We start from the raw sequence: 22,495 nt of genomic DNA on the forward strand, positions 1-22,495 counted from the left end.
CCTGATGATCCACACCCTGCTCAGCAACCGGATGGAAGACCTGGTGAACCCGCTGGCCACCCTGCTGGCGGTGCCCGTGGCCAACCCGCTGGCGCCGGACACCATCATGGTCCAGCACCCCGGCATGGAGCACTGGCTGAGCATGGCGCTGGCGGAACACCCCGAGCGCCGCGTGGCCATGAACCTGGAATACCCCCTGCCCGTGGCGCAGATGTGGGCCCTGATCCGGGCCATCCTGGGCGGCGAACGGGTGCCGGAGCAGTCCCCCTACGCCCGCGAGGTGATGACCTGGCGGCTCTACGAACTGCTGGCCACTGAGCGGGTCCTCAACGACGACGCCTTTGCCGAACCCAACCGCTACTGGCAGCACCAGTCAAAGCGCCAGCAGTCGCTGCGCCGTTTCGAGCTGGCGGAACAGCTCGCCGACCTCTTTGAGCAGTACCTGATGTACCGCCCGGACTGGATCGAGCGCTGGGACCAGGGCGGCGAGGACCACTGGCAGGCGCAGCTCTGGCGGCTACTGGTGGAGGACGAGCCGGACCACCCGGTGCGCCTGCTGCGCGATGCGGAGTCGCGGATTGCCCGACCGGAAGCCCCCCTGCCCGAACGGCTCTTCATCTTCGGCATCAACAGCCTGGCGCCGCTGTGGCTGGATTTCATCAAGGGGCTGGCGGAACGCGGCGGCGTGGATTTCCACATCTTCTGCCTCAACCCCAGCGACGAGTACTGGGGCGACCTGGTCAGCGAGAAACAGGCCGCCCGCCAGCGGGCGCAGTGGATATCGCACCAGGAGGAGGAGCAGGACCTGGCGCTGGACGTGGGCAACCCGCTTATCGCCAGCCTGGGCCAGCAGGGCCAGACCTTCATGAACCAGCTGATGGAGCGGGCGGACCGGGAAACCCCCGGCTTCGCCCACCCCATGGCGGAATCCGACAGCCTCCTTCACCGGCTCCAGGCGGACATACTGGAGCTGGCGGACAGCCGCGGGCAGCCTTCAGGCGAAGCGGACGGCTCCATTGAGGTGGTGCGCGCCCACAGTGCGCTGCGCGAGGTGCAGGGCCTGCACGACTGGCTGCTGCACCAGTTCAACAACGACCCCAGCCTGAAGCCCAGGGACGTGCTGGTGATGTGTCCGAACGTGGAGGACTACGCCCCCTTCGTGGAGGCGGTCTTCGCCAGGCGCTTCGACGACCTGCCGGAGACGGTCCCGCCGCTGCCCAGCTCCATCGCCGACCGCGCCCTGCGCGACGCCGACCCCACGGTGGCGGCCTTCCTGGACCTGCTCTCCCTGCCGGATGCCCGCTTCCAGGTGAACCAGGTCATGGGCTGGCTCCAGGTGCCGGCCATACGGGCACGGCTGGATCTCAGCGGCGACGACATTGAACAGATCGCCCACTGGCTGGAGGCCGCCTCCGTCCACTGGGGCCTGGATGCCGGGCAGAAGGCCGAATGGACCGGCGGCCACGATAACGACCACTACACCTGGGACCAGGGGCTGGAGCGACTGCTGCTGGGCTTTGCCTGGGGCGACGAGGAAGCCATTGTCGGCAATCGCCTGCTGCTGCCCCAGGTGGAAGGTGGCGATGCCGTGATCCTCGGCAAGCTGATGGCCTTCATTCACGAACTCCGCGCCCTGGCCCGGGATCTTCGCCAGCCGCGCACCGTCGGCGACTGGCAGGCCTTCCTTCACCAGCGCCTGCGCCAGGCCCTGTTCGCCGCCGACAGCGAATTCGAGCCGGCCCACGACGACCTGCGGAGCTGCATCCGCGAGTTCAGCGAACACTCCGCCCGGGCCGGCTTCACGGGCGAGGTGACGCTGCCCGTGGTGCGCCACGTGATCGAGAACAGCCTGGCCAGCCCCATGCGCACAGGGCGCCAGTTCCTGACGGGCCAGATCACGGTCTGCTCCATGATCCCCATGCGCTCCATCCCCTTCCGGGTCATCGCGGTTCTGGGCCTGAACGACGGCGACTTCCCCCGCCAGCGACCGCCCCTGGGCTTTGATCTCATGGCCGAGGACGGCCCCAGGCCCGGGGACCGGTCCCGCCGGGGCGACGACCGCTACCTCTTCCTGGAAGCCCTGCTCTCGGCCCGGGACCGGCTCTACCTGAGCTACCAGGGCCGGGACGTGCGCACCAACACCGAACGCCAGCCCTCGCTGGTGCTGAGCGAGTTGCTGAACTACCTGGAGGGCCGTTCCGACTGGAGCCGCGAGCATATCCGCGAACTCCCCCTACAACCCTTCAGCGAAGCCAACTACACCGGCGAGTATCCGGGCTTTGACGAACACTGGCTGAGGCTGGGTGAACCTCGGGAACCACGCCACAACTGCGTGGCCCTGGAAGCCCCCGAATGGCCCGAGTCGCTGTCCATCGAAGCGATGGTCCGCGCCCTGGAAAACCCGGCTCTCCACTTCGCCCGGAACCGGCTCAAGCTCTACCTGGACCAGTCCGGACAACCCAGCCTGGAGGACTCCGAGCCCTTCCAGACCAACCATCTGGACCGATACAAGCTCCAGCACTCGGTGATCGACAGCGTCCTGACGGGCGATACGGATACCATTGAACGGGCACGGCAACGCTTCCACCTCTCCGGCGACGCCCCGGATCATCCGCTGGTGGACGAGGAACTGGACGACTGGCAGGAACAGGCCGAACGCTTTGCCCATCACTTGAGGGACGAGAAGGCCCAGTCACTGACCCCCGAACCGCTGTCGGTCGAACTCGACGGCATTACCCTTGAGGGCGAACTGCCCAGAACCCCGGACGGAACCGCCCTGATCTGGCGCCTTGCCAGCCTCAAGGCCAAGGATTACCTGCGCCTCTGGCTCAACCACCTGCTGGCCAACAGCGTGAAGGAAACAACCACACGCGGCCTCTACCGCGCCAAGCAGGTCCACCAGCTCACCCGGGTAACCCTGCCAGCCATGGACACCGACACCGCCACGGACCACCTCCGCCAGTGGCTGGATCTCTGGCGCCGCAGCCTCTGCGAGCCCCTGCCCTGCCACGCGGACCTGGGCGTTGCCATGGCGGATGAGAAATACCATGAGGGCAAGTTCGGCGCCCTCTGGCACGACGACTACAACCAGCGCGGCGTGGGCCTGGACCCCTATATGGCCTGGTTCTGGCCGGAAGGCCCCGAGCACGACCCGCTCTATGAGATGGTCGCGCCCCTCTACGGCCCGATTTTCGAAACCATGGAAACCAAGGACCTGAGCCTGGAGGCCGCCCATGAGTGAGCTCCATGCCCAGCCACTGAACGCCGCCGAACTGCCGCTGGCGGGCCGCCACCTGATCGAGGCCAGCGCCGGCACCGGCAAGACCTTCAACATCACCCGCCTCTACCTGCGCCTGCTGCTGGAGAAGGAGCTGCCGGTGGAGCAGATCCTGGTGATGACCTTCACCCGCGCCGCCACCGCCGAGCTCAAGGGGCGTCTGGGCCGGGAGATCCAGCGCGTCCACGATGAGTGGGACAAGCTGGACGATGACTTCTTCGCCCGGCTTCGGGAGACCATGCCCGCCCATAAGGCCCGGATACTGCTGCAACGCGCCCTGCTCTGCCTGGACGACGCGGCCATCTACACCATCCACAGCTTCTGCAAGCGCGCCCTCACCCAGCAGGCCTTCGCCAGCGGCATCAGCTTCCAGGCGGAGCTGGAGTCCGACACCAGCGAGCTGATGATGGAGGCGCTGGAGGACTGGTATCGGATCGAGGCGCGCGGGCCGGACTTCCGCCGGCTCCATCGTTATTACGCGACGCCGGAGGCCTTCGGCGCCGCCTGGGGGCGGATCATCAACAGCAGTGATGAGGTGCCCGAACCGGCGATAACAGATCCCAAGCCCGCCTGGCAGGCGTTCCGGGATGCCTGGGAGGACGAGGCGGACGCCTTTTTCCAGCTCAACGTCAAGAAACGGACTACGCCCGAAACCCAACAGGCATGGGCGGACATTATGGAAGAACTGGATGCCTGGAGCCGCGAGCCCTGGCCGGGCGAAGTGCCGGATGTCTTTGGTGGCGACTTCACCAAGGGTGCCTTCAGTACCGCCAAGAAAACCGAGGCAATGCCGGCACTGGCAGCCCTGACTGAGACCCTGGCCGACTTCGACCAGAGCTGCCGCGCCTGGTGGGCCTGGAAGGGCATCCACTACGCCCGGGACCACCTCAACCAGAGCAAGGACCGCCTGGACCAGCTCGACTTCAACGACCTGATCCGCCTCCTGCGCCAGCGCCTCCAGGACCACGAGGGCGGCCCGGCGCTCGCGAGAAAGCTCGGCGCCCAGTTCCCCGCCGCCCTGGTGGACGAGTTCCAGGACACGGACCCGGACCAGTACGCCATACTCCGCGCCATCTACCAGCGCCCGGACGCCGACGACGCCTTCCTGTGCCTGATCGGCGACCCCAAGCAGGCCATCTACGGCTTCCGGGGCGGGGATGTGTTCGCCTACCTCAAGGCCCGGTCCGACGCCCAGCACTACTGGGTCATGGACACCAACTTCCGCTCCTGCCACGACGTCATCCAGGGCTACAACCGCCTCTTCTTCGGGCAACCTCTCGATGCTCCTGAAGGCAGCGAGGTATTCGGCTTCGGCATCCACTACACGCCGGTGAATACGGGCAAGAAAGACCTCCCCGGCCTGACCGATCCCGCCGACAGGGCCGGCTTCCAGTGGGGGCTGCTGCCCGGCGAGCCCAACGACAAGGGCAAGGTCCAGGGCTACAACAAGGACGGCCAGAATCATCTGGCCGACTGGAGCGCCCGGGAAATCCGCCGCCTCCTGGCGGAAGCCCGGCTGGCGGATGGGGAAGCGGACGAACCCTCGGAACGCCCCGTGCGCCCCGGCGACATCGCCATCCTCGTGCGCGACCGCAACGAGGCCGCCGTCATGCAGGACGCGCTGCGGGAACAGACCCTCAATGCCGTCTACCTGAGCGCCCGGGACAACGTCATGGACAGCCCGGAGGCGGACAGCCTCTACAGGGCCCTGAACGGCATACTGGACCTGGAGGACGACCGCGCCCTGATCGCCGCCCTGGCCACGCCCTGGTTCGGCTACGACACAGCGGCGCTCCACCACCTGCAGCAGGACGAACACGCCTGGGCCCGTGCCCTGGAGGAAGTCCACGACCTGCGCCAGCGCTGGCTCAACCAGGGCTTCATGACCATGGCCCTGCGCCTGCTCCAGCGCCATGCCCATCCCGAGCCGCAACGCCACGAGCGGCTCCTGACCAACAGCATCCACCTGCTGGAACTGCTCCAGGAAGCCAGCCAGAAGCACCGCCAACCGCGCGCGCTGCTTCATTGGTTCCAACAGTCCATGGAAGAGGCAAACACCGCCGGCGCCGGGGAGACCCAGCAGCTGCGGCTGGAGAACGACGCCAACCTGATCCAGATCGTCACCCTGCACGGCGCCAAGGGCCTGGAATACCCGGTGGTCTTCCTGCCCTTCGTCAGCTACGGCAAGCAGCCGAAGCACGATAAGGCGCTGCTGGTGCGCTACCACGACCGCGACGACTATTCGGCCCAACAGGTCCTGAACCCCGGCAAGCAGGAACTGACCTGGTTTGCGGAGGAGCAGATCGCCGAGGAAATACGCCTGCTCTACGTGGGCGCAACCCGGGCCGAACGCCGCATCTACCTGCTGGCGGCCGACTTCAAGCAGTTCCAGTTTTCGCCGCTGGCGCGCTGCTTCGCCACGGAGCGATTCGATGCCCTGCAGGCCACCCTGGAAACCCATGCCACCGAAGGTACCTGCGGCCTCATCGACCTGAACGAAACACCGGTAACCGCCCCCGAGATCCCGGAGGACACCCCGGAAACCCAGCCCGAACCCGCCGTCTTCCAGGGCCGCATCGAACGGGACTGGTGGCTCAGCTCCTTCTCGGCACTGACCCGCAACGCGCGCCACGGCGGCCTCTCGACCCCGGACCGGGACCAGGACGAACCGGAAACCCCGGCCGATACCCGGGAACAGGGCTCTCTACGCTTCACACTGCCCCGGGGCGCGGAAGCGGGGAACCTTCTCCACGACCTGTTGGAATGGCTGGACTTCCCCAATCCGGATTACGACGGGCTGATCCGCCGCGCGGCGGAACGCTACCCCATGCTGCTCGATCCGTTCGAGGAGAAACAGGAGGCGCTGGCCAAATGGCTGCGCGAGATCCTGCAGACACCCCTGGCCAGCGGCGCCCGGCTGGCGGACCTGACCAGCCAGAACACGCTGCGCGAGACCGCCTTCTACTTCCCCATGAACAGCCAGCAGGCCCGGGGCCGGCTTGCGCGCATCCTGGCCCGGCATCGTAACGACGCGGACGTGATCCTGGCCGAGCCGCCAACGCTGAAAGGCATGCTCCACGGCTTCGTGGACCTCATCTACCAATGGCAGGGCCGCTTCTACGTGGTGGACTACAAGTCCAGCTTCCTGGGGGATCGCTTAAGCGACTACCGGGAACCCCAGCTCACGGACAGCATCCGCCGCAGCTACTACGACCTCCAGTACCTGCTCTACAGCCTGGCCCTGCACCGCTACCTGCGCACCCGGCTGCCCGACTACGACCCGAAGCAGCACCTGGGCGGCGTGGAATACCTCTACCTACGGGGCATGGCACCGGACGCCCCGGGCGGCGTCTACCACTGCGAGGCGGACATCGAGGCCATTGAGGCGCTGGACGCCTTCTTTACCGGCGAGGAGGTGACCCCATGACAACGGCCCCCGACACCGCTGCCATCGACCGTTTCCTGGCCGACCACCTCTGCGACTGGCTGGACTGCCGCGACGACTGGCTCTGGTACAGCATCCTGGCGGTCAGCGAGGCCCTGCGCGAAGGCCACAGCTGCCTGAACCTGGCCTGCTGGGCCAGTGCCACCGCCTGGGCGACGGACGAGGATCCCGGCTACCGCTTTCCGGAGCTGGATGACTGGCTGAACAAACTGGACCAGCTCCCCATCGGCCCCGGGGACGCGGCGCCCCTGGTACTGGACCAGCAACGCCTCTACCTGCGCCGCTACTGGCGCTTTGAAACCGAACTGGCCGACTCTATCCGTAGCCGTCTGGAGCCCGTGCCGATTGAGGACGCAGACACCGCAAAAAACAGCCTTAGCCGCCTCTTTCCCAGCATGCAGGACGGCACGGAAACCGACTGGCAGGCCGCCGCCGCCGCCAACGCCCTCTTCCAGAAACTGAGCGTGATCGCCGGCGGCCCTGGCACGGGCAAGACCTTCACCGTCACCCGACTGCTCGCCCTGCTGGCGGAAACCGAAGCCACGGGGAACGAAAGCCCGCTTCGCGTCCGCATGGCCGCCCCCACCGGCAAGGCCGCCCAGCGCCTGGGCGAATCCGTGCGCGAGGCCCGCCAGGCCCTGGCGAATGCCGTTGCCCCGGAAACACTGGCGCTGATCCCGGACGAGGCCACCACCCTGCACCGCCTGCTCGGTGTCATCCCCCACCAGGTGCATTTCCGCCACAACCGGGACAACCCCCTGGCCCTGGACGTGCTGCTGGTGGACGAGGTCTCCATGATCGACCTGCCCATGATGACCCGCCTGTTCCGGGCCCTGCCGGACCATGCCCGGATCATCCTCCTGGGCGACCCGGACCAGCTCCCCTCGGTAGCCGCCGGCTCCGTCCTCGCGGACCTCGCCCTGCGCCCCCATCCGGGCTATTCAACACAACGGCAACAGCAGCTCGCGCAACTGGGCCTGTCCGTGGAAACCGGGAGCACCCAGTCCGCCGACTACCTGAGCTACCTCTACCGCAGCCGCCGTTTCAGCGACACTGGCGGCATCGGCAAGCTGGCCCGGCAGGTGATGGACGGTGACGCGGAAGGCAGCCTGGAAACACTGAAAACCGAGGAGGACGGACTGGCCTGGATCGAGCCGGAGCAGGTGCCCGCGCAGATCGAACACTGGGTCTCCCAGTGGTACGCCCCCATCGCGGCAGCCGACAACCGGGACGCCGCCTTCGCGGCCCTGGCGGAATTCCGCCTGCTCTGCCCCACCCGGGTCGGCCCCCTGGGCTCGGTGGCGCTGAACGAACGGATCCTGAAACGCCTCAACCCGGAAGGACGCCCCTTCTACCGGGGCCAGCCCATCATGGTCACCGAGAACCACTATGGCCTGGGCCTGTTCAACGGCGACATCGGCCTGATCTGGCCGGACGAGGACAGCGACAACCAGCTCCTGGCCTGGTTCCCGGACGCCGACGGCTACCGCCCCCTGGCACCCGGCCGTCTGCCACCTGTCGAGACCGTCTACGCCATGACCATCCACAAGACCCAGGGCTCGGAATTCGAGCGGGTAGCCCTGATCCTGCCGGAACAGAGTCACAACGTCGTCAGCCGCGAACTGCTCTATACAGGGCTGACCCGCGCCCGGTCACAGGCCATGATCTGCGGACGCGCCGACGTCTGGAAGGCGGGCGTGCGCAATCCGGTGGAGCGGCATTCGGGGTTGGCGGAGCGACTCTTTGCGGCGCGAAACTGACTAAGGAGACTCGGAGGACAGCCACTTCTCCAACTCCGGCCATACCTCTTCTGCGGCATCGGCCCCGATCAGCATGTCCACGTGCTGGTAGTCCTTTCGGAACCCGGCGTTCCTGCCAAGCTCACAAAAGGTCTTGGAGGGCGCCTGGATGCTGTCGAAGAAGGCCCGACAGCCTTCCGGAGGATCAAGGCCGTCCGCGCTCCCCGCCGCAGCAAAAACCGGTACCCGGATGTCATCAAGCCCCTGGCCGTAATCGTCACCCTGCAGGGACTGCCACTTGCCGGTTTTCTTCCAGTGGATGGCCTCGTTCATGATGCCCGGCGGCTCGTCCTCCCCACCCATGCCGAGCAACCGGGCCGGGAAACGCCCAAGACCGGAGATGGTGGAGCGGAGCAGCCAGGTTACCGGCGCAAACCTCAGGTAGCGTTGCCCTTGCTGAAACTGGCTCCCGAACAGCGCGATGGCGGATACATTATCCTGGCTCAGCCAACCGCCTGAGAGGGCGGCCACAATATAGACGCCGCCATAGGAATGGCCAACCCACCGCTGGCGCTGATTCAGAACGCGTCCCTGGATAAAGCCCGCAACCGATGGCAGGTCCTGGCTGACAACATCCCTGATGGTCCATTCGCTGTAGCGCCGCCCTTCCATGGAATAACCATGCCCGCGTGTTTCGGGAATCCAGACGTCGTAGCCCCGGTCGTAAAGATAGGCGGCAAGCCCCTTCCCGGAACGGGATATCCAGAAACGCCGGTTGCTGTAGGTACCATGCACCAGCACCACAACCGGCCGATCGGCATTAAAAGGCGGTGTTCCCACGCGATGAAGGGTAAGCCTTTCATTATCACCGGTTAGGACCCCGTAACGAGTCAGCGTGTAATCGCCGCAGTTTTCCGTCGTCGGTTCAGCCGCGTCCGCCATGGCTGCATCACTTGTGTATTCCATGCTCGGGCCTCCTTGCGTTCCGGTTCAATATCCAGCGCCCTGACCATTATTTTCCGCCCCGGCGTCACGGATCTGAGACAGACGTCAAAATAAGCAAACTGGTCACAGAATAAAGATTCTCGACGTCATGATTGCAGCCGGTTAGAGTCGGTTATTAAGAGCGTTGTGTTTCCAGGATGATGTCGGACGGCTGTCGGCGCTTAATAAAGGAATATTCCATCGTCAGGAGGGCACAACCATGCCGGCAATCACAACCTCCGCATGCCTTTCCGCCACCATTACAGCAGCGCTCAGCCTTGGTTCCGCCGCAGCCCTGGCCAAGGGGCCACCCCAGCTGCCACCGGGGCATTCAAAGAACATCGGAATTTCCGTGCTCTCCAGCGCGCCCGATCAGGTCAGCGGTGGCGATGCCCGTATCGCCATTGAAGCGCCCCCGGGACAGCGAAAAAAACTATCCCTGACACTGAACGGGGAGCCGGTGGACCTGGGTCGGGTTGAAGGCGGCCAGCGCCGCATTGAAAGCGTGATCGAGGGCCTGGAAAGGGGCGACAATGAACTGAATCTGAGCCATGAGCGCTTCGGCCAGGTGCAGACACTGACGCTGACCAACCATCCCATCACCGGCCCCATTTTTTCCGGCCCCCAGCAGTCGCCCTTCATCTGCATGACGCCCCATGAGTTCGGCATTGAGCCCCAGGTGGACTCAGAGGACCCTCCCGGGTTCAAGGTCTATAACGACGCCGGCGACACCGTGATCGGCTACAGCACCAACTGCTCCATTGAGCCGTTCATCACCTACTCCTATCGCACCACGGACGGCGAATGGCGTGACTGGCCGGAAGATGGAGAGCGACCAGACGACCTGGCGCAGACCGAAACCATCGACGGCAATACGGTGGACTTTGTGGTGCGTGTTGAACGCGGCACGATCAACCGCTTCATCTACAGCTACGCCATGCTGGTGGACCCGGACCGGATTGGCGATGATGAGGATGGCCCAGACACCAGTCGCTGGAACCAGCGCCTCGTTTACCAGTTCCAGGGCGGCGTGGCCATCGGGCACACCCAGGGTGAATGGGCCCAGCGCCTGGCCATGAACGAGGATGTGCTCGGGCTGGGTCACGCCATTGCTTACTCCACCGGCAACAGCACGGACGTGCACTACAACCTGCAGCTGGGCGGTGAAACCGCATTGATGACCAAGGAGCGCTTTATTGAGCGCTATGGCGTGCCGGACTACACCCTTGGCCTGGGCGGCTCCGGTGGCGCCATCCAGCAGTACGTCTACGGTCAGAATCACCCGGACCTGCTGGATGCAGCCATTCCCCAACGCTCCTACCCGGACATGGTCACCCAGACCATTCACGTCGGCGACTGTGAGCTACTGGAACACTACATGGATGCCACCGACCGCAATAATCCGTTCTGGCAGGTTACGGACAACCGCAGCCTGCTGGTGGGCCTCAACGCCACCAACTTCCTGGGCAATCCCTTCTACGACGTCCAGCGTGCCCTGGGCTTTGCCGCTGCACCGGGCATGACCGAGTGCGTGCCGGCCTGGCGTGGCCTGTCACCGCTGGTGCTCAATCCCAACTTCGGTTCTGTACCGGAAATGCAGCGCTGGGCGCCGCAGTCGGATATCGCGGACATCGAATGGACCCACATGGATGATCTGCGCAATATCTACGGCGTCGGCGACGACGGCTACGCCAGGCGAGCCGTGGACAACGTGGGCGTTCAGTACGGCCTGAAGGCCTTCCGCAATGGCGAGATCGGAGCGGAGCAGTTCCTGAAGGTCAACGCCAAAGTGGGTGGCTGGAAGCCGAGCGACGAGGCCGTCCAGGAAGGCTTTCCGTTCATTGGGGATCCGACGCCCGCCAATTTCGACCCCTGGAGCCGCCGCAACATGATGCTGAGCGACTCGAACGAGCCGGCACCGCGTCACGAGGGCAACCTGGAGGCTATCCGGTCGCTCTACGAAACCGGCATGATCTTCCACGGTGACATCGAGATACCGATCCTCGATATCCGCGACTACATGGAACCCATACTGGATATGCACAACGCCCACCAGTCCTTCGCCACCCGCCAGCGCATCCGCAACGAGATGGGCACGGCCGAACACCAGAAGATCTGGTTCTCGGGCATTGGTCCCAGGCCCTACCCCGGCTCCCAGTTCAACATGACATTGCGGGCCCTGAAGGTCATGGACGAATGGATGGGCAATATCCTCCGCAATCCGAAACAGAGTATCGCAAAGAACCGGCCGGAGGCCGCCGTGGATACCTGCTTTGGCTACCAGGGAGACATCATTGCCGCCGGTAAGAACGTCTGGAGCGGCATCCTGGATGACGGTGGCGAAGGCGCCTGTACCCGGGAATTCCCGGTCTACACGACCTCGCGGATCGAGGCGGGTGGCCCCATCACCGGGGACGTGTTCAAGTGCCAGCTCAAGCCGGTATCCGAGGCGCTGAATGACGGCACCTACGGCAGCCACAGCTTTACGCCGGAGCAGGTGGAACGACTGCAGGCAATCCATCCGGAGGGCGTCTGCGACTACGACCGCCCCAGTGCCGGCCGTCCCGCCAGCCTTTAATTTGGAGCGACGCCAATGCAGGCTGACATTCAGCAAGACTCCATTCCTTCCGTGCGGGAGTTCCATGCCCTTGAGGGCGTCTGGCGCTCCCGCGGTTACGGCAAACTCCTGCTGATCAAGGGGGATGGCTACATCCTTCACGAAGAGACGGGAGTAAGCTGTCTGCCGGTTGAGCGGGGCAAGCTCCGGGATCTGGCGGAACGCTATCACGACCTCTCAATTTCCCCGGGCGGACAGGCTTTCAGTGTTCGCCGCGCAACGGGAGTCACCCGAGTGAGCTTTTACCGGCTCAGACACCTGCCGGACGCCTTTTCCGAAACCGAACTCAGGGACCCGAATGACCCGGAATACAACTTCGAGGTGTTCTGGCATACCTTTGCGGAGCATTACGCCCTGTTCGACACGAAAAAGGTCAATTGGGAGAGGACCTACTGGCAATACCGGCCGCTTGTCTCGGGAGAGACCGAGCCCGAGGAACTGTTTTCCATCATGACCGCCATGCTCCGCCCGCTGCGCGACGGTCATGTGCGCCTGGATGCACACTGGAGCCACTACAGCGCGGAGGCCCAGCTGGCACTCTACACGCGCCTGGAGAAGGAGCTGGAAAAGGCGGGCGATGACCGGGACGTGCCGGGCTACCTCGCCGAGCTCCGGGAGTGGCTGCATGACGTCCTCCATGAGGATTACCTGGGCGGCAGGGTCCGCCACGACGCCCATCACCTGGTGGAGTGGGGGCAGCTGAGCGATAACACGGGCTTTCTCAACCTCCGGGCCATGGCTGGCCAGAGTGGTCATATCGGCTGCCCCGCCGAGGATCTCGAGGTTACCGATTCCCTCATGCAGAAGGTCCTGGGGGAGATTGGTGACCTGCCCAACCTGGTGGTGGACATCCGGGGTAACGGGGGTGGCTATGACGGGGTGGCACTGCGTTTCGCGGCCTACCTGACGGACCGCAAGCGCATGGCCTTCTCCAAGGCTGCCCGCCATTGCAACGGTTTTACCGGCAGGCAGCCCATTTACGTGACTCCGGCATCAGCTGGCACCTACAGCGGCAACATCTACCTGCTGACCAGCGAACTCACCGCCAGCGCCGCCGAAATCCTTGTGCTGGCACTGCTCCAGCATCCCCGTGTTACCCGCATCGGCGAACCCACCCAGGGCATCCTGTCCGACACTCTGGAGCGCCATCTCCCCAATGGCTGGCATCTGACCCTGTCCAACGAGATCTACCGGGCCTTTGACGAGACCCTTTACGAGGATGTGGGGATTCCGCCACACATCCCCATGGACTTCCTGGATCGCAGGGGGCGGGATCTGGATCGGGATCCGATGCTGGACCGGGTGCTGGAAATCACCTCAAAGGGCTGAATCAGTCACTACTGATCAATTCCAGGAAACTGGACGGGCGGTGGATGCCGAAGCCCTGGCCGTAGTCGACACCCATCTCCCGGAGCATATTGAGGGCATCATCGTCCTCCACGAATTCGGCCACGATGGTCTTGCCCAGGGTCTGACCAATGTCGTTGATGGCGCGGACCATGGCACGATCCGTCTCGTCATGCGCGATATTGCGTACAAAGGAGCCGTCGATCTTGAGCAGGTCGACCGGCATATCCCGGAGATAGCCGAACGACGAGAGTCCAGAGCCAAAATCATCCAGCGCGAAGGTGCAACCCAGCGCACCCAGTCGCTTCATAAAGGCGTGGACATCCGCAAGGTGGCGGATGGCAGCGGTTTCCGTGATCTCGAAGCAGAGCTTTTCCGGCGGCACCCTGTACCGCTCCAGAAGCCCGACTACAAAGTCGATGAAGTCCTCGTGGTCAAAAGAACGCCCCGAGACGTTCACATGACAGGCCTCGAGCTCCGCCAGATGCTCGGGATGCGCCTGCAACTGCTGGCAGACGTGCTCCAGGACCCACCGGTCAATCTGGTGCGCCAGGCCGAAACGCTCGGACGCGGGCAGGAATGTGCCCGGCGGGACCCTGTTGCCATCCTCATCCAGCATGCGCACCAGCACCTCATAGCGCACGCGGGTGGGGTCAGCCAGTGACGCGATGAACTGGGCATCCATATAGAAGCGGTCCTGCTCCAGCGCGGACCGGATCCGTCCCACCCACTCCATCTGCTCCCGCCTCTCGGAGAGCTCCGTATCATCGTCGGCAGCCAGGTGGACACGATTGCGACCCTGCTCCTTGGCAAGGTGGCAGGCTGCATCCGCAGCGCGCAGCAACTCCACGGTATCGGCGGCCGCCGAAGTAATGGGCACGACACCAATGCTGCAGCCGCCACTGAAACTGTGCCCCTGCCATTCGAAGGTCGCTTCATCCAATGCCCTTCGCAGCTTTTCGGCAACCATGACGGCCGACTGGGGGTCACAGCGATCCAGTATCAGCCCGAACTCGTCACCCCCAAGGCGGGCCAGAAGGTCGCCTTTTCGCAGGTGGCCACTGAGGTGGTCGGCGACCTGACGCAACAACTGGTCGCCGACCTCATGCCCCTGGGTGTCATTAACGATCTTGAACTGGTCCAGATCAATAAAGCACAGCGCATGCACGGAGTTCTCACTGTGGGCGCGCCGCAGGTAATCGCCCAGGTGTCTTTCGAACGCGCGCCGGTTGAGCAATCCCGTCAGCTCATCATGAGTCGCCTGATGGCTGAGTTCCTCGGACAGGCGGCGGGATTCGGAAACGTCCTCCAGGATACCGATGTATCGCATTTCAGAGGGATTGGTCTGATCACGGAATCCGGAAACCGTGAGCTTGACCCAGACCGTTTCCCCATCAGACCGGATCAGGCGCTGTTCGATGGTGTAGCTGTCCAGCTCTCCCGCGGCAGCTGCACGCCGTTCGGGGCGGCCCACCCACCGGTCTTCCGGGTGAATAAGATGGGGATAGCGCAACTGGAGAAGCTCTTCCCTGGAATACCCAAGGATATTGCACAGTGCCTGGTTCGCCTCCAGAAAGCGTCCCTGCGAATCGCCCTGCGCAATGCCCACGGCTGCCTGCTCAAAGGTGGCACGAAACTTCTGTTCCGAGTGCCGGATGGCACGGGTAAGGCGAAGCATGAGGATTGTGGCAAAGCCCCCCAGGATCAGGAAAAAACCGATGCCCACAACCGACAGGAGCCACGTCAGCGTATGAGCGGCTTTTACCATGGCGCCACGAAAGGCGGTCGCAAGGGTGATCAATTCCCTGCTGTGGTGTTCCAGCTGGCCCCGCAGTTCGTCTATACGCTGCCGTGAGGGGTCGTCCGAGGTCCATTCCGCTTCAAGCTGGTCGGCGATCCGCCCAAGCTCAAGGATGTACGGGTCTGTCTCCCGCCAGGCCTGCACCGCTTCCCGAAAATAAGGCGCATCGGACACGAAGCGGAACAGCGTGATCATGAGGGGAATATCCTCGGGGTGAACCCGGCCGCGCCGAAGCTGCTCCCTCGCGACGTCATAATCCGGAGATTCCAACTCCATGGCCCGGCGCGCGCGCAGATCACTGAGGGGGATTGTGTACCAGTTACGGGCTTGAGCCAGGGCCTGGGGCTCACCCGTTTCCGCATAGCGATCCAGGTAGCGCACTGTCTCAGCCTGACCCCGTGACCAGACACCATTGGCCGCCAGGTAGGCCGCAACGGATGACTGCAGCTGAACAACCGCTACCGTAAAGCTGGCCGCAACGACCGCCACAACCAGTAGCCCGGAAACCAGGCCCAGATACCGCATCCCCGGACTGGAACCGGCAGCCCGTTTCAGCCTACGCCACGCCATTCACACCCCGTCTCCTGAACTCCCTTTGAATTGCCAATCAACATAGCAGTATAAGCTTGGCACGACATTACAGGGCATGTGAATCAAATCGCGAGGCACTGGCCGATCCCAGCGACGCCGACCATACTTTCGCGAACAATAACCACAAGACGGTCCAATATCATGTCCGAGTCACCCGAAACCCGCGAACAGCCCGGCTGGAAATGGGGCCCCTTCACCTTCAGGCTGCCCTTCTACCACAGCCGCCTGTTATGGCCCGAGTTCATCCAGGGGATGCTGGTTGCTGCAGCCACTGGCCTGGCCCTGGTCCCAATCATGACCAATGCCTTTGGCCTGAGCTTCGAGGAAGCGGTGGCGCTGTCCTTCATCCACTCCGCCCTGATCGCCTCGGCGGTGATCGTTTTCGGGGAACCCTACGCTCCGGGCTGGATCACCCCAGTGTTGCCTCTGGTGCTGTTCTTCGTGATCGGCAATTACGAGGATCCACAGATGCGCTTCCAGGCCATGACGGCACTGTCGCTGACCTTCGCGCTCCTGGTCCTGCTTCTGGGCATAACGGGCCTGGGACGCAAGTTCGTGATCTGGCTCCCGGAAACCCTCAAGGCCGGCATCATCCTGGGCGCGGCCATCGCCGCCCTGCACCGCGTTTTCGTCAAGGACGCGGACGAGCGGCTGCTGCAGCAACCCATTGCCATCACCCTGGCCTGTGCCATCTGCCTGTTCCTGATGTTCAGCCTCCCCCTGCAGCGCATGGAGAAGAAAAACAAACTGATACAGACGCTGGCGGGCCTGGGACTGCTGCCGGGGTTTGCGGCCGCGGCCATCGTTGGCCCCATGGTCGGCGAAGTGGAATACAACATCGAGTGGGGAATCCTGATTCCGCCTTTTACCGATGCATTCAGCAAGGCGTCGCCGTTCGTCAATGGCTGGCCGACTATGGATATGTTCATGACCAGCGTGCCACTGGCACTGATCAGCTATGTCATCCTGTTCGGCGACATGGTGACCGGCAACGAGATCATCCGTGATGGCAAGCGCTGGCGCCGGGATGAGAAGATCGACATCAACCCCACGCGAACCCATTACTCCCTGGCAATCCGTAACGCGTTGATGGGTTTTTTTGCCCCCTTCTTCCCGACACAGGGTGCCGTCTGGGCCGGTGTGCACGTGGTGGTGGTGCAGCGCTGGAAGCAGGGGCCCGAGGCGATGAAAAGCCTGCACAGCGGGCTCGCCTCCTATTACATGATGGGCCTTCCGATCATCTTCTTTGTATTGCCGGTGCTCACCGGACTCCGGCCATTGCTCGACATTGCCCTGTCCCTGACACTGGTATTGACGGGCTTTGCCTGCGCCTATGTCGCCATGGCCATACCCAGCACCAATACCTCACGGGGTACCGTCCTTCTGATCGGGACGTCACTGGCTTTCTTTGAGCCCTGGATTGGGCTGGCCATCGGCGTTATTGCTACGCTAGCGCTGGTGGGCTGGGACCGCGTACCCGAACCGATTCCCGACGAGGATAAGAGCAACGAGGAACCCTCATCATGAATGCCAACAACGATGACCACCCCAGTGCCGGAACCGTGCCCAGCCCTGAATACCGCCGCGCGGGCTGTGGCATGCGCTACGAGGAGGGCGAACTGAAGGCGGGCATTGATTTCTCCGGGGCCCGGGAGTTGCTGGAACCGGCTACCGATGGTGTGCTGATTCGCGATGCGGGCCAGGAGGATGCTGGTGCGATCGCCAAGCTGGCTAACCGCGCCTACCGTGGTGACGCCAGTCGGGCCGGCTGGACGACGGAAGCGAACCTTCTGGGCGGCCAGCGCACGGACCGGGACATGGTGCTCGAGATGATGGACAGCGCTTATTTCCGTTTGCTCTGGGAAGGGTCCACGCTCCTCGGTTCCGTCCAACTGGTCCCCATTGACGAAACGACGGCCGAAATCGGGATGTTTGCTGTGGAGCCATCAAGGCAGGGGGAAGGCATTGGCAACCGGCTTCTGAAGGATGCTGAAACCGTAGCCCACCAGCAACTCAGCTGCGAGCAGCTACGGATGCGCGTGCTGCACCAGCGGAATGATCTCATTGCGTACTACCACCGCCGTGGCTACCGGGAAACCGGGGAAACCGCCGCCTTCCCTGAATCAGAGCGCTTCGGTAATCCGCTGGTGGACGACCTCTGGTTTGTTGTTCTTGAGAACCCCCTGTAACAGGCTCAGAAGCGGCTTGAGCTGATGGACAGCCGCAGCTTGTAGTTGTTCAGCCCGGAGTGGCTCTCGCGCTCGGTCTCAACCTCATCCGCACTGAGGCTCAGGTTGATATCGAATCCCAGACGCTGCCGCGATGGCTTCAGGGCATGCCACTTGAATTCACTGGCCACATAACGGCGCCGCCTGTCCCCGCCGAACCCGGAGTCCAACGGGCTGCGCCTTTCATCCACCCGTACTGTGTTGCGGTAGAACAGGCTCCCGGGAATCAGCCATGCATCCAATGTCAGGCTCAGAAGACTGTGATAGGCCGTTGACTGGAACTGGCGGTTGTACTCGCGCTCAAACTGCGCGTACGGCTTGATCCGGAACCGGTCCGAGAACCTGAGCGTCAGATCCGCGAACACCTCGTCGCCCTGCGTCCGGTGCCGGTCGTTCTCGCCACCGGCACCGTGCTCCTGGTAACTGTACCCCAGGGACCAGTTGCTTCCCGGCCTGATACGAGTAAAGATCCGGTCGAGCGACCGGTTCCTTGAGAGGCCCTGGTTGGCCGGACTACGGAATTGCGGTCCGACATTCAACGACTCAGCGCCAATTTCCCAGTCCAGCGGAAGGCTCCCCAGATCGGGAGCATAGATCAGCGCGGCAGAATAGGCCTTGTCATCCAGGCTTTCGTGGTCCTTGACGCTGTCGCGTGCAAACCGGGTGAGCGCCCGTTCAAGATCAAGCCTGACCTGGTCCCTGAACCAGGTGCTTTCCAGGCCCAGGGAATAGCCAACGCCCTGCCCGACCGCTCTCCCGAACTGGTGCCCACCAAAGGTATCCACCTCGCTCTCACGCCCCATGACGTAGCTGGCGGACAGGTTTAACCCCATCCAGGGTACAGGCACCCTCGCCTGGAAGTTGCCGCCGGTAAAATAATCACTCCCGTCCGAGAGACTCACGCCTCGGCCCGCATTGCCACCGCCCGCTGCGTGAACACCGAAAAGGGACAGATCACTGTTGATGGCGTCCAGTTTGGCATCCGCCGATACGCCCCAGTTCGCACTGCCCTCAAACAGGAGCCCCTGGCTGGCGGCCTGGTGATGCCCGACCCGGAGGCTCACGGCCTCATTGGGCAATGGCACCATGAACGTATCCAGGTTGAGTTCCGGGGGTTGGTCAAAATCGGGATTATGAGGGCCGGCAGCCTGAACGGGCGTGACCGCCACCAGGGTCAGCATGACAGTCAGAGCCGGAAATATTGGACGGAGCCTTTTCGTCATGATTCACAACAACTGCGCATGGCGGCGTAAAGTTCGAATCAGTCTAAAGGAAAGTGCGGAAATTTTTGATTACCAAATACAAATTGATACACATAGACCCAATGATGCTACACAGTCACCGTCCAGTTACCTAAAGCAACCGGCGGGCAAACCATGCCAGCATCCCCAGGCAGTGCTCCACCGGCGAGGCAAACAGGCGGGATACCTCACGCAACTCCTGGCTGGATTCCAGATCCTCAAAAAACTGGTTCTCGAGGACCTCGCCGATCCCGGGATCCCGGCTCACGAGGTTGAGTTCATAATTGAGAAGAAAACTGCGGTAATCCATGTTGGCCGTGCCGATGGTGGTCCACTCACCGTCCACGACAATGGTCTTGGCGTGCAGCAGACGTGGCCCGTAATAGAAGATCCGCACCCCCTGACGCAGCAGCGGCCGGAAGGCAATCCGACTCGCCCAGTGCGCGAGGCCGACATCGCCCCGCTCCGGAACCAGCAGACGCACATCCACCCCCGCCCTGGCCGCGGCGATCATGCGCCGCTGCAGATTCTCATTCGGAATGAAATAGGGCGTTGTAACATAGATCCGCTTCCGGGCCCGGGCGAAAGCCCTCAGTATCAGCCGGGACAGGGCATGACGGCGCCGGATGCCCTGATTGGTCACCAGCACACAGGACGGGCGTTCCGGCATCCTGGGCATCCAGCCCCGATCTCCCACCCAGAGTGCCTCGAAGAGCGCGGCGGCCTCCAGGGCGAGCTCGCCCTCCACCAAGCAGTGGGTATCCCGCCAGCGCAGCTCGCCGTACTCACGCAGGGAGTTTTCACGGTGGATATTGAACCCACCAAAAAAAGCAGCCTCGCCATCCACCACCAGCAGCTTGCGGTGATTGCGACGGTTGTAGCGGAAGGGATCACGCCAGGTCCAGGGATGAAACCACTTCACCTGGACACCAGCTGCTACCAGCTCCGGTTCAAGTTGATCAAAGCCCCAGAAAAGGCATCCCGCCGCATCCACATGAACCCGAACGTCCACGCCCGCCCTGGCCCGTTCGCAGAGCGCCTGGGTAAAGCGCTCGCCAATGACATCGCTGGAAAAGATGTAACTCTCAAGCCAGACCTGGGTGTGAGCATTGCGAATGGCGTCGAGCATCGCCTCGTAGAGGGCATCACCTTCGGTGTAGACCATCAAGGGGACCCGGCCCCACACGAGCGCGGGCAGCGGCAGCGGTCGGGATTGCCCGATGACGCCGAAGTGTCTGGCCTCTTTGCGGCCCGGCCTCAATCGCTGGCTGGCCTGGATAACATCCTGTTTCAGTGGGCGGAATCGATTCTGCACTAGGTTGTCGCCAGTCGTTGGATTGCCGATAGGTGCCTGTCTATACTGCACACATCAACCAACAGGGAAGTCTAGCAGATGCGACACCATTTCGGGTTTCCCGGGTGTCCGCGGTGCCAACCAACCGGTATCATTCCATTGTTACTACTGACATGCGCTGAAGGAGTCCGTTTTGAAAGCATTTTTCCATCCGAGCCAGGACAAGCATGCACCCCAGAGCTACCTGTCCCGCGGGCAGATGCGGGCACCCCAGGAATTGCCGGAACGGACACCCCATCTGCTCGAGGGCATGAAGTCGCTGGGAATCAACGTTTCCGAGCCGAAGGACCATGGCATGAGCACCATCAACCAGGTGCACGACCTGGGTTACCTGCGGTTCCTGGAATCCGCTCACCGGCGCTGGAAGAGCCAGCCGGAAGACTGGGGCGACGAGGTCATGTCCAATGTCTTTGTCCGCTCACCCAACCCCATGAAGGGCATCCTCGCGGAATCCGCCCGCTACCAGGCGGATGGCAGCTGCCCGATCGGCCCGCATACCTGGGAGGCGGCCTATTGGTCGGCCCAGAGCGCGCTCTCCGGTGCCGATGAACTCCTGGCCGGTGAACAGCGCGCCTACGCGATCAGCCGCCCACCGGGGCACCACGCCCGCCCGGATGCGGCCGGCGGTTTCTGCTACCTGAACAACGCAGCCATTGCGGCGGAATCCCTGCGCTCACGCTTCTCCCGCGTCGCCATCCTGGATCCGGACATGCACCATGGCCAGGGTGTCCAGGAGATCTTCTATGAGCGGGACGATGTGCTCTACGTCTCCATCCACGGGGACCCAACCAACTTCTATCCGGTGGTTAGCGGCCATGAGGATGAGCGGGGCAGAGGCGCGGGATACGGCTACAACATCAACATGCCCATGCCCCATGGCTCGCCGGAGTCCGCGTTCTTCGAACGCCTGGATCAGGCCCGCGACGCCATACGCCTCTTCGAGCCCGACGTTCTGGTGGTCGCCCTTGGTTTTGACATCTACAAGGATGATCCGCAGGCGAAAGTCTCTGTTTCGAACGAGGGCTTCCGCCGCATGGGGCATGCAATCAACGAGATGGGCCTGCCGACACTGATTGTTCAGGAAGGCGGCTATTACCTGGAAGCGCTGGCGGCCAACGCCCGCGAGTTCTTCTCCGGGCTCGGCTGAAGCGCGAAGGCATCAGGGGCTCCCCTGATGCCCTTTATGAGGCGAGTGCTTCCTCAACGATACTGCGGGCTTCCGGCGCCATGGGCAGCCCCAGTGCCAGCTCGCGGGCCTGGTCCGACATCTTGCCCCAGGTCTTCTGCACAATCCGCACCATGTGATCGTGGTCGACTTTCCGCGAGAAGTCCGCAAAGTAGTTTTCCAGGAATACGAGGCAGGCACAGTCCTCCACGGCCTGGGCAGCGGCCTCCCCCCGACCCAGGCCTTCCTTGCGGATCATCCTGGCCACGCATTCAGCGTCTTCATCGGAATAACCAGCATCACGCATGAGCGCAGCGGTGGTCTCACCGGCGCGCTTACCCTGGTCCCGGCGCCAGTGGAGATAGCCCTGGCGCCCTTCCCCGTACTCGTCCCGGGATACCTGCCAGCGCTGCAGGTGCTGTCCGCGCACCGCAATCCGCAAAAGCTCATCCGGGCTGTCTTTAAGGCGCCCGAGCCAGGCGCTCATCTGTTGGGCGTGCCAGAGTTCGCGGGGGATGGATTCCCCGTCCTGCTCAATATGGCGGGGGTCGCCCGCGTGAAGGGCATCAAGTTCCTGAATGGTCTGATCAAAGGCGGAAGTGGGCATGCTTACTCCATCATCACCGGTCCGTTTTCTGGTTGATGATGGTCGCACGGATCACGGAAAGGCTCCAGAGCCAATCAGGATCAGGGAAGTGACCTCGAT

At 63.4% G+C, this 22,495-nt stretch carries 13 protein-coding genes; 8 read left to right on the forward strand and 5 right to left on the reverse strand.

The annotated features are described in order from the left end of the window. The first annotated feature begins 4 nt into the window (after positions 1-4). Genes recC through recD form a run of 3 tightly spaced genes read left to right on the forward strand, consistent with a single transcriptional unit; the run spans position 5 to position 8,482 of the window. On the forward strand, positions 5-3,241 hold the full coding sequence (gene recC, locus DES49_RS13505; protein ID WP_133736961.1) for an exodeoxyribonuclease V subunit gamma: 3,237 nt from the start codon (positions 5-7) through the stop codon (positions 3,239-3,241). Continuing rightward, positions 3,234-6,704 (forward strand): exodeoxyribonuclease V subunit beta, encoded by a 3,471-nt coding sequence (gene recB, locus DES49_RS13510; RefSeq protein WP_133736962.1) that lies wholly within the window; start codon positions 3,234-3,236, stop codon positions 6,702-6,704. Before recC ends, recB begins: the two co-directional genes overlap by 8 nt. Next, a complete protein-coding gene (recD, locus tag DES49_RS13515) occupies positions 6,701-8,482 on the forward strand; it encodes an exodeoxyribonuclease V subunit alpha (RefSeq protein ID WP_133736963.1) in 1,782 nt (593 codons plus the stop codon). Before recB ends, recD begins: the two co-directional genes overlap by 4 nt. On the opposite strand, the gene DES49_RS13520 is transcribed toward recD, so the two are convergent. Beyond that, positions 8,483-9,427 carry an alpha/beta fold hydrolase gene (locus DES49_RS13520; protein WP_133736964.1) on the reverse strand — a complete coding sequence of 315 codons (945 nt, stop codon included), beginning with the start codon at positions 9,425-9,427 and terminating at the stop codon, positions 8,483-8,485. 238 nt (positions 9,428-9,665) lie between these two features. Here DES49_RS13520 and DES49_RS13525 point away from each other — a divergent pair, with 238 nt between their 5' ends. After that, positions 9,666-12,023, forward strand: a complete 2,358-nt coding sequence (locus DES49_RS13525; RefSeq protein ID WP_243865054.1) for a DUF6351 family protein — start codon at positions 9,666-9,668, stop codon at positions 12,021-12,023. 15 nt (positions 12,024-12,038) lie between these two features. Continuing rightward, entirely contained in the window at positions 12,039-13,391 is a 1,353-nt protein-coding gene (locus DES49_RS13530) for a S41 family peptidase (RefSeq protein ID WP_133736965.1), read from the forward strand. Between the two features lies 1 nt (position 13,392). On the opposite strand, the gene DES49_RS13535 is transcribed toward DES49_RS13530, so the two are convergent. Then, complete coding sequence (locus DES49_RS13535) at positions 13,393-15,780, reverse strand: putative bifunctional diguanylate cyclase/phosphodiesterase (RefSeq protein WP_243865055.1); 2,388 nt, start codon at positions 15,778-15,780, stop codon at positions 13,393-13,395. Between the two features lie 162 nt (positions 15,781-15,942). Between DES49_RS13535 and DES49_RS13540 the strand changes: the two genes are divergently transcribed. Together DES49_RS13540 and DES49_RS13545 are read left to right on the forward strand one after the other, a co-directional pair. Continuing rightward, positions 15,943-17,328 carry a hypothetical protein gene (locus DES49_RS13540; RefSeq protein WP_133736966.1) on the forward strand — a complete coding sequence of 462 codons (1,386 nt, stop codon included), beginning with the start codon at positions 15,943-15,945 and terminating at the stop codon, positions 17,326-17,328. Next, entirely contained in the window at positions 17,325-17,990 is a 666-nt protein-coding gene (locus DES49_RS13545; RefSeq protein ID WP_133736967.1) for a GNAT family N-acetyltransferase, read from the forward strand. The genes DES49_RS13540 and DES49_RS13545 overlap by 4 nt, the downstream gene beginning before the upstream one ends. 5 nt (positions 17,991-17,995) lie before the next feature. On the opposite strand, the gene DES49_RS13550 is transcribed toward DES49_RS13545, so the two are convergent. Next, a complete protein-coding gene (locus DES49_RS13550) occupies positions 17,996-19,252 on the reverse strand; it encodes a hypothetical protein (protein ID WP_133736968.1) in 1,257 nt (418 codons plus the stop codon). Positions 19,253-19,382: 130 nt separating this feature from the next. Then, entirely contained in the window at positions 19,383-20,585 is a 1,203-nt protein-coding gene (locus DES49_RS13555) for a phospholipase D-like domain-containing protein (protein ID WP_133736969.1), read from the reverse strand. 172 nt (positions 20,586-20,757) lie between these two features. Between DES49_RS13555 and DES49_RS13560 the strand changes: the two genes are divergently transcribed. Then, positions 20,758-21,771 carry a histone deacetylase family protein gene (locus DES49_RS13560; RefSeq protein WP_133736970.1) on the forward strand — a complete coding sequence of 338 codons (1,014 nt, stop codon included), beginning with the start codon at positions 20,758-20,760 and terminating at the stop codon, positions 21,769-21,771. A gap of 34 nt (positions 21,772-21,805) precedes the next feature. Here the strand turns inward: DES49_RS13560 and DES49_RS13565 are convergent, their stop codons facing one another. Then, the gene (locus DES49_RS13565; RefSeq protein WP_133736971.1) at positions 21,806-22,396 is read right to left on the reverse strand and encodes a DUF4202 domain-containing protein; all 591 of its coding nucleotides are present in this window, start codon (positions 22,394-22,396) and stop codon (positions 21,806-21,808) included. Between the last annotated feature and the right edge of the window lie 99 nt (positions 22,397-22,495).

This window comes from Halospina denitrificans (assembly GCF_004364635.1).
GTDB lineage: Bacteria > Pseudomonadota > Gammaproteobacteria > Pseudomonadales > Oleiphilaceae > Halospina > Halospina denitrificans.

Coding starts and splice junctions, on each gene's coding strand:
- DES49_RS13545 (WP_133736967.1), top strand. CDS start 17,325: ATGAATGCCAACAACGATGACCACCCCAGTGCCGGAACCGTGCCCAGC.
- DES49_RS13525 (WP_243865054.1), top strand. CDS start 9,666: ATGCCGGCAATCACAACCTCCGCATGCCTTTCCGCCACCATTACAGCA.
- recD (WP_133736963.1), top strand. CDS start 6,701: ATGACAACGGCCCCCGACACCGCTGCCATCGACCGTTTCCTGGCCGAC.
- DES49_RS13565 (WP_133736971.1), bottom strand. CDS start 22,396: ATGCCCACTTCCGCCTTTGATCAGACCATTCAGGAACTTGATGCCCTT.
- DES49_RS13520 (WP_133736964.1), bottom strand. CDS start 9,427: ATGGAATACACAAGTGATGCAGCCATGGCGGACGCGGCTGAACCGACG.
- recC (WP_133736961.1), top strand. CDS start 5: ATGATCCACACCCTGCTCAGCAACCGGATGGAAGACCTGGTGAACCCG.
- DES49_RS13535 (WP_243865055.1), bottom strand. CDS start 15,780: ATGGCGTGGCGTAGGCTGAAACGGGCTGCCGGTTCCAGTCCGGGGATG.
- DES49_RS13550 (WP_133736968.1), bottom strand. CDS start 19,252: ATGACGAAAAGGCTCCGTCCAATATTTCCGGCTCTGACTGTCATGCTG.
- DES49_RS13530 (WP_133736965.1), top strand. CDS start 12,039: ATGCAGGCTGACATTCAGCAAGACTCCATTCCTTCCGTGCGGGAGTTC.
- DES49_RS13540 (WP_133736966.1), top strand. CDS start 15,943: ATGTCCGAGTCACCCGAAACCCGCGAACAGCCCGGCTGGAAATGGGGC.
- recB (WP_133736962.1), top strand. CDS start 3,234: ATGAGTGAGCTCCATGCCCAGCCACTGAACGCCGCCGAACTGCCGCTG.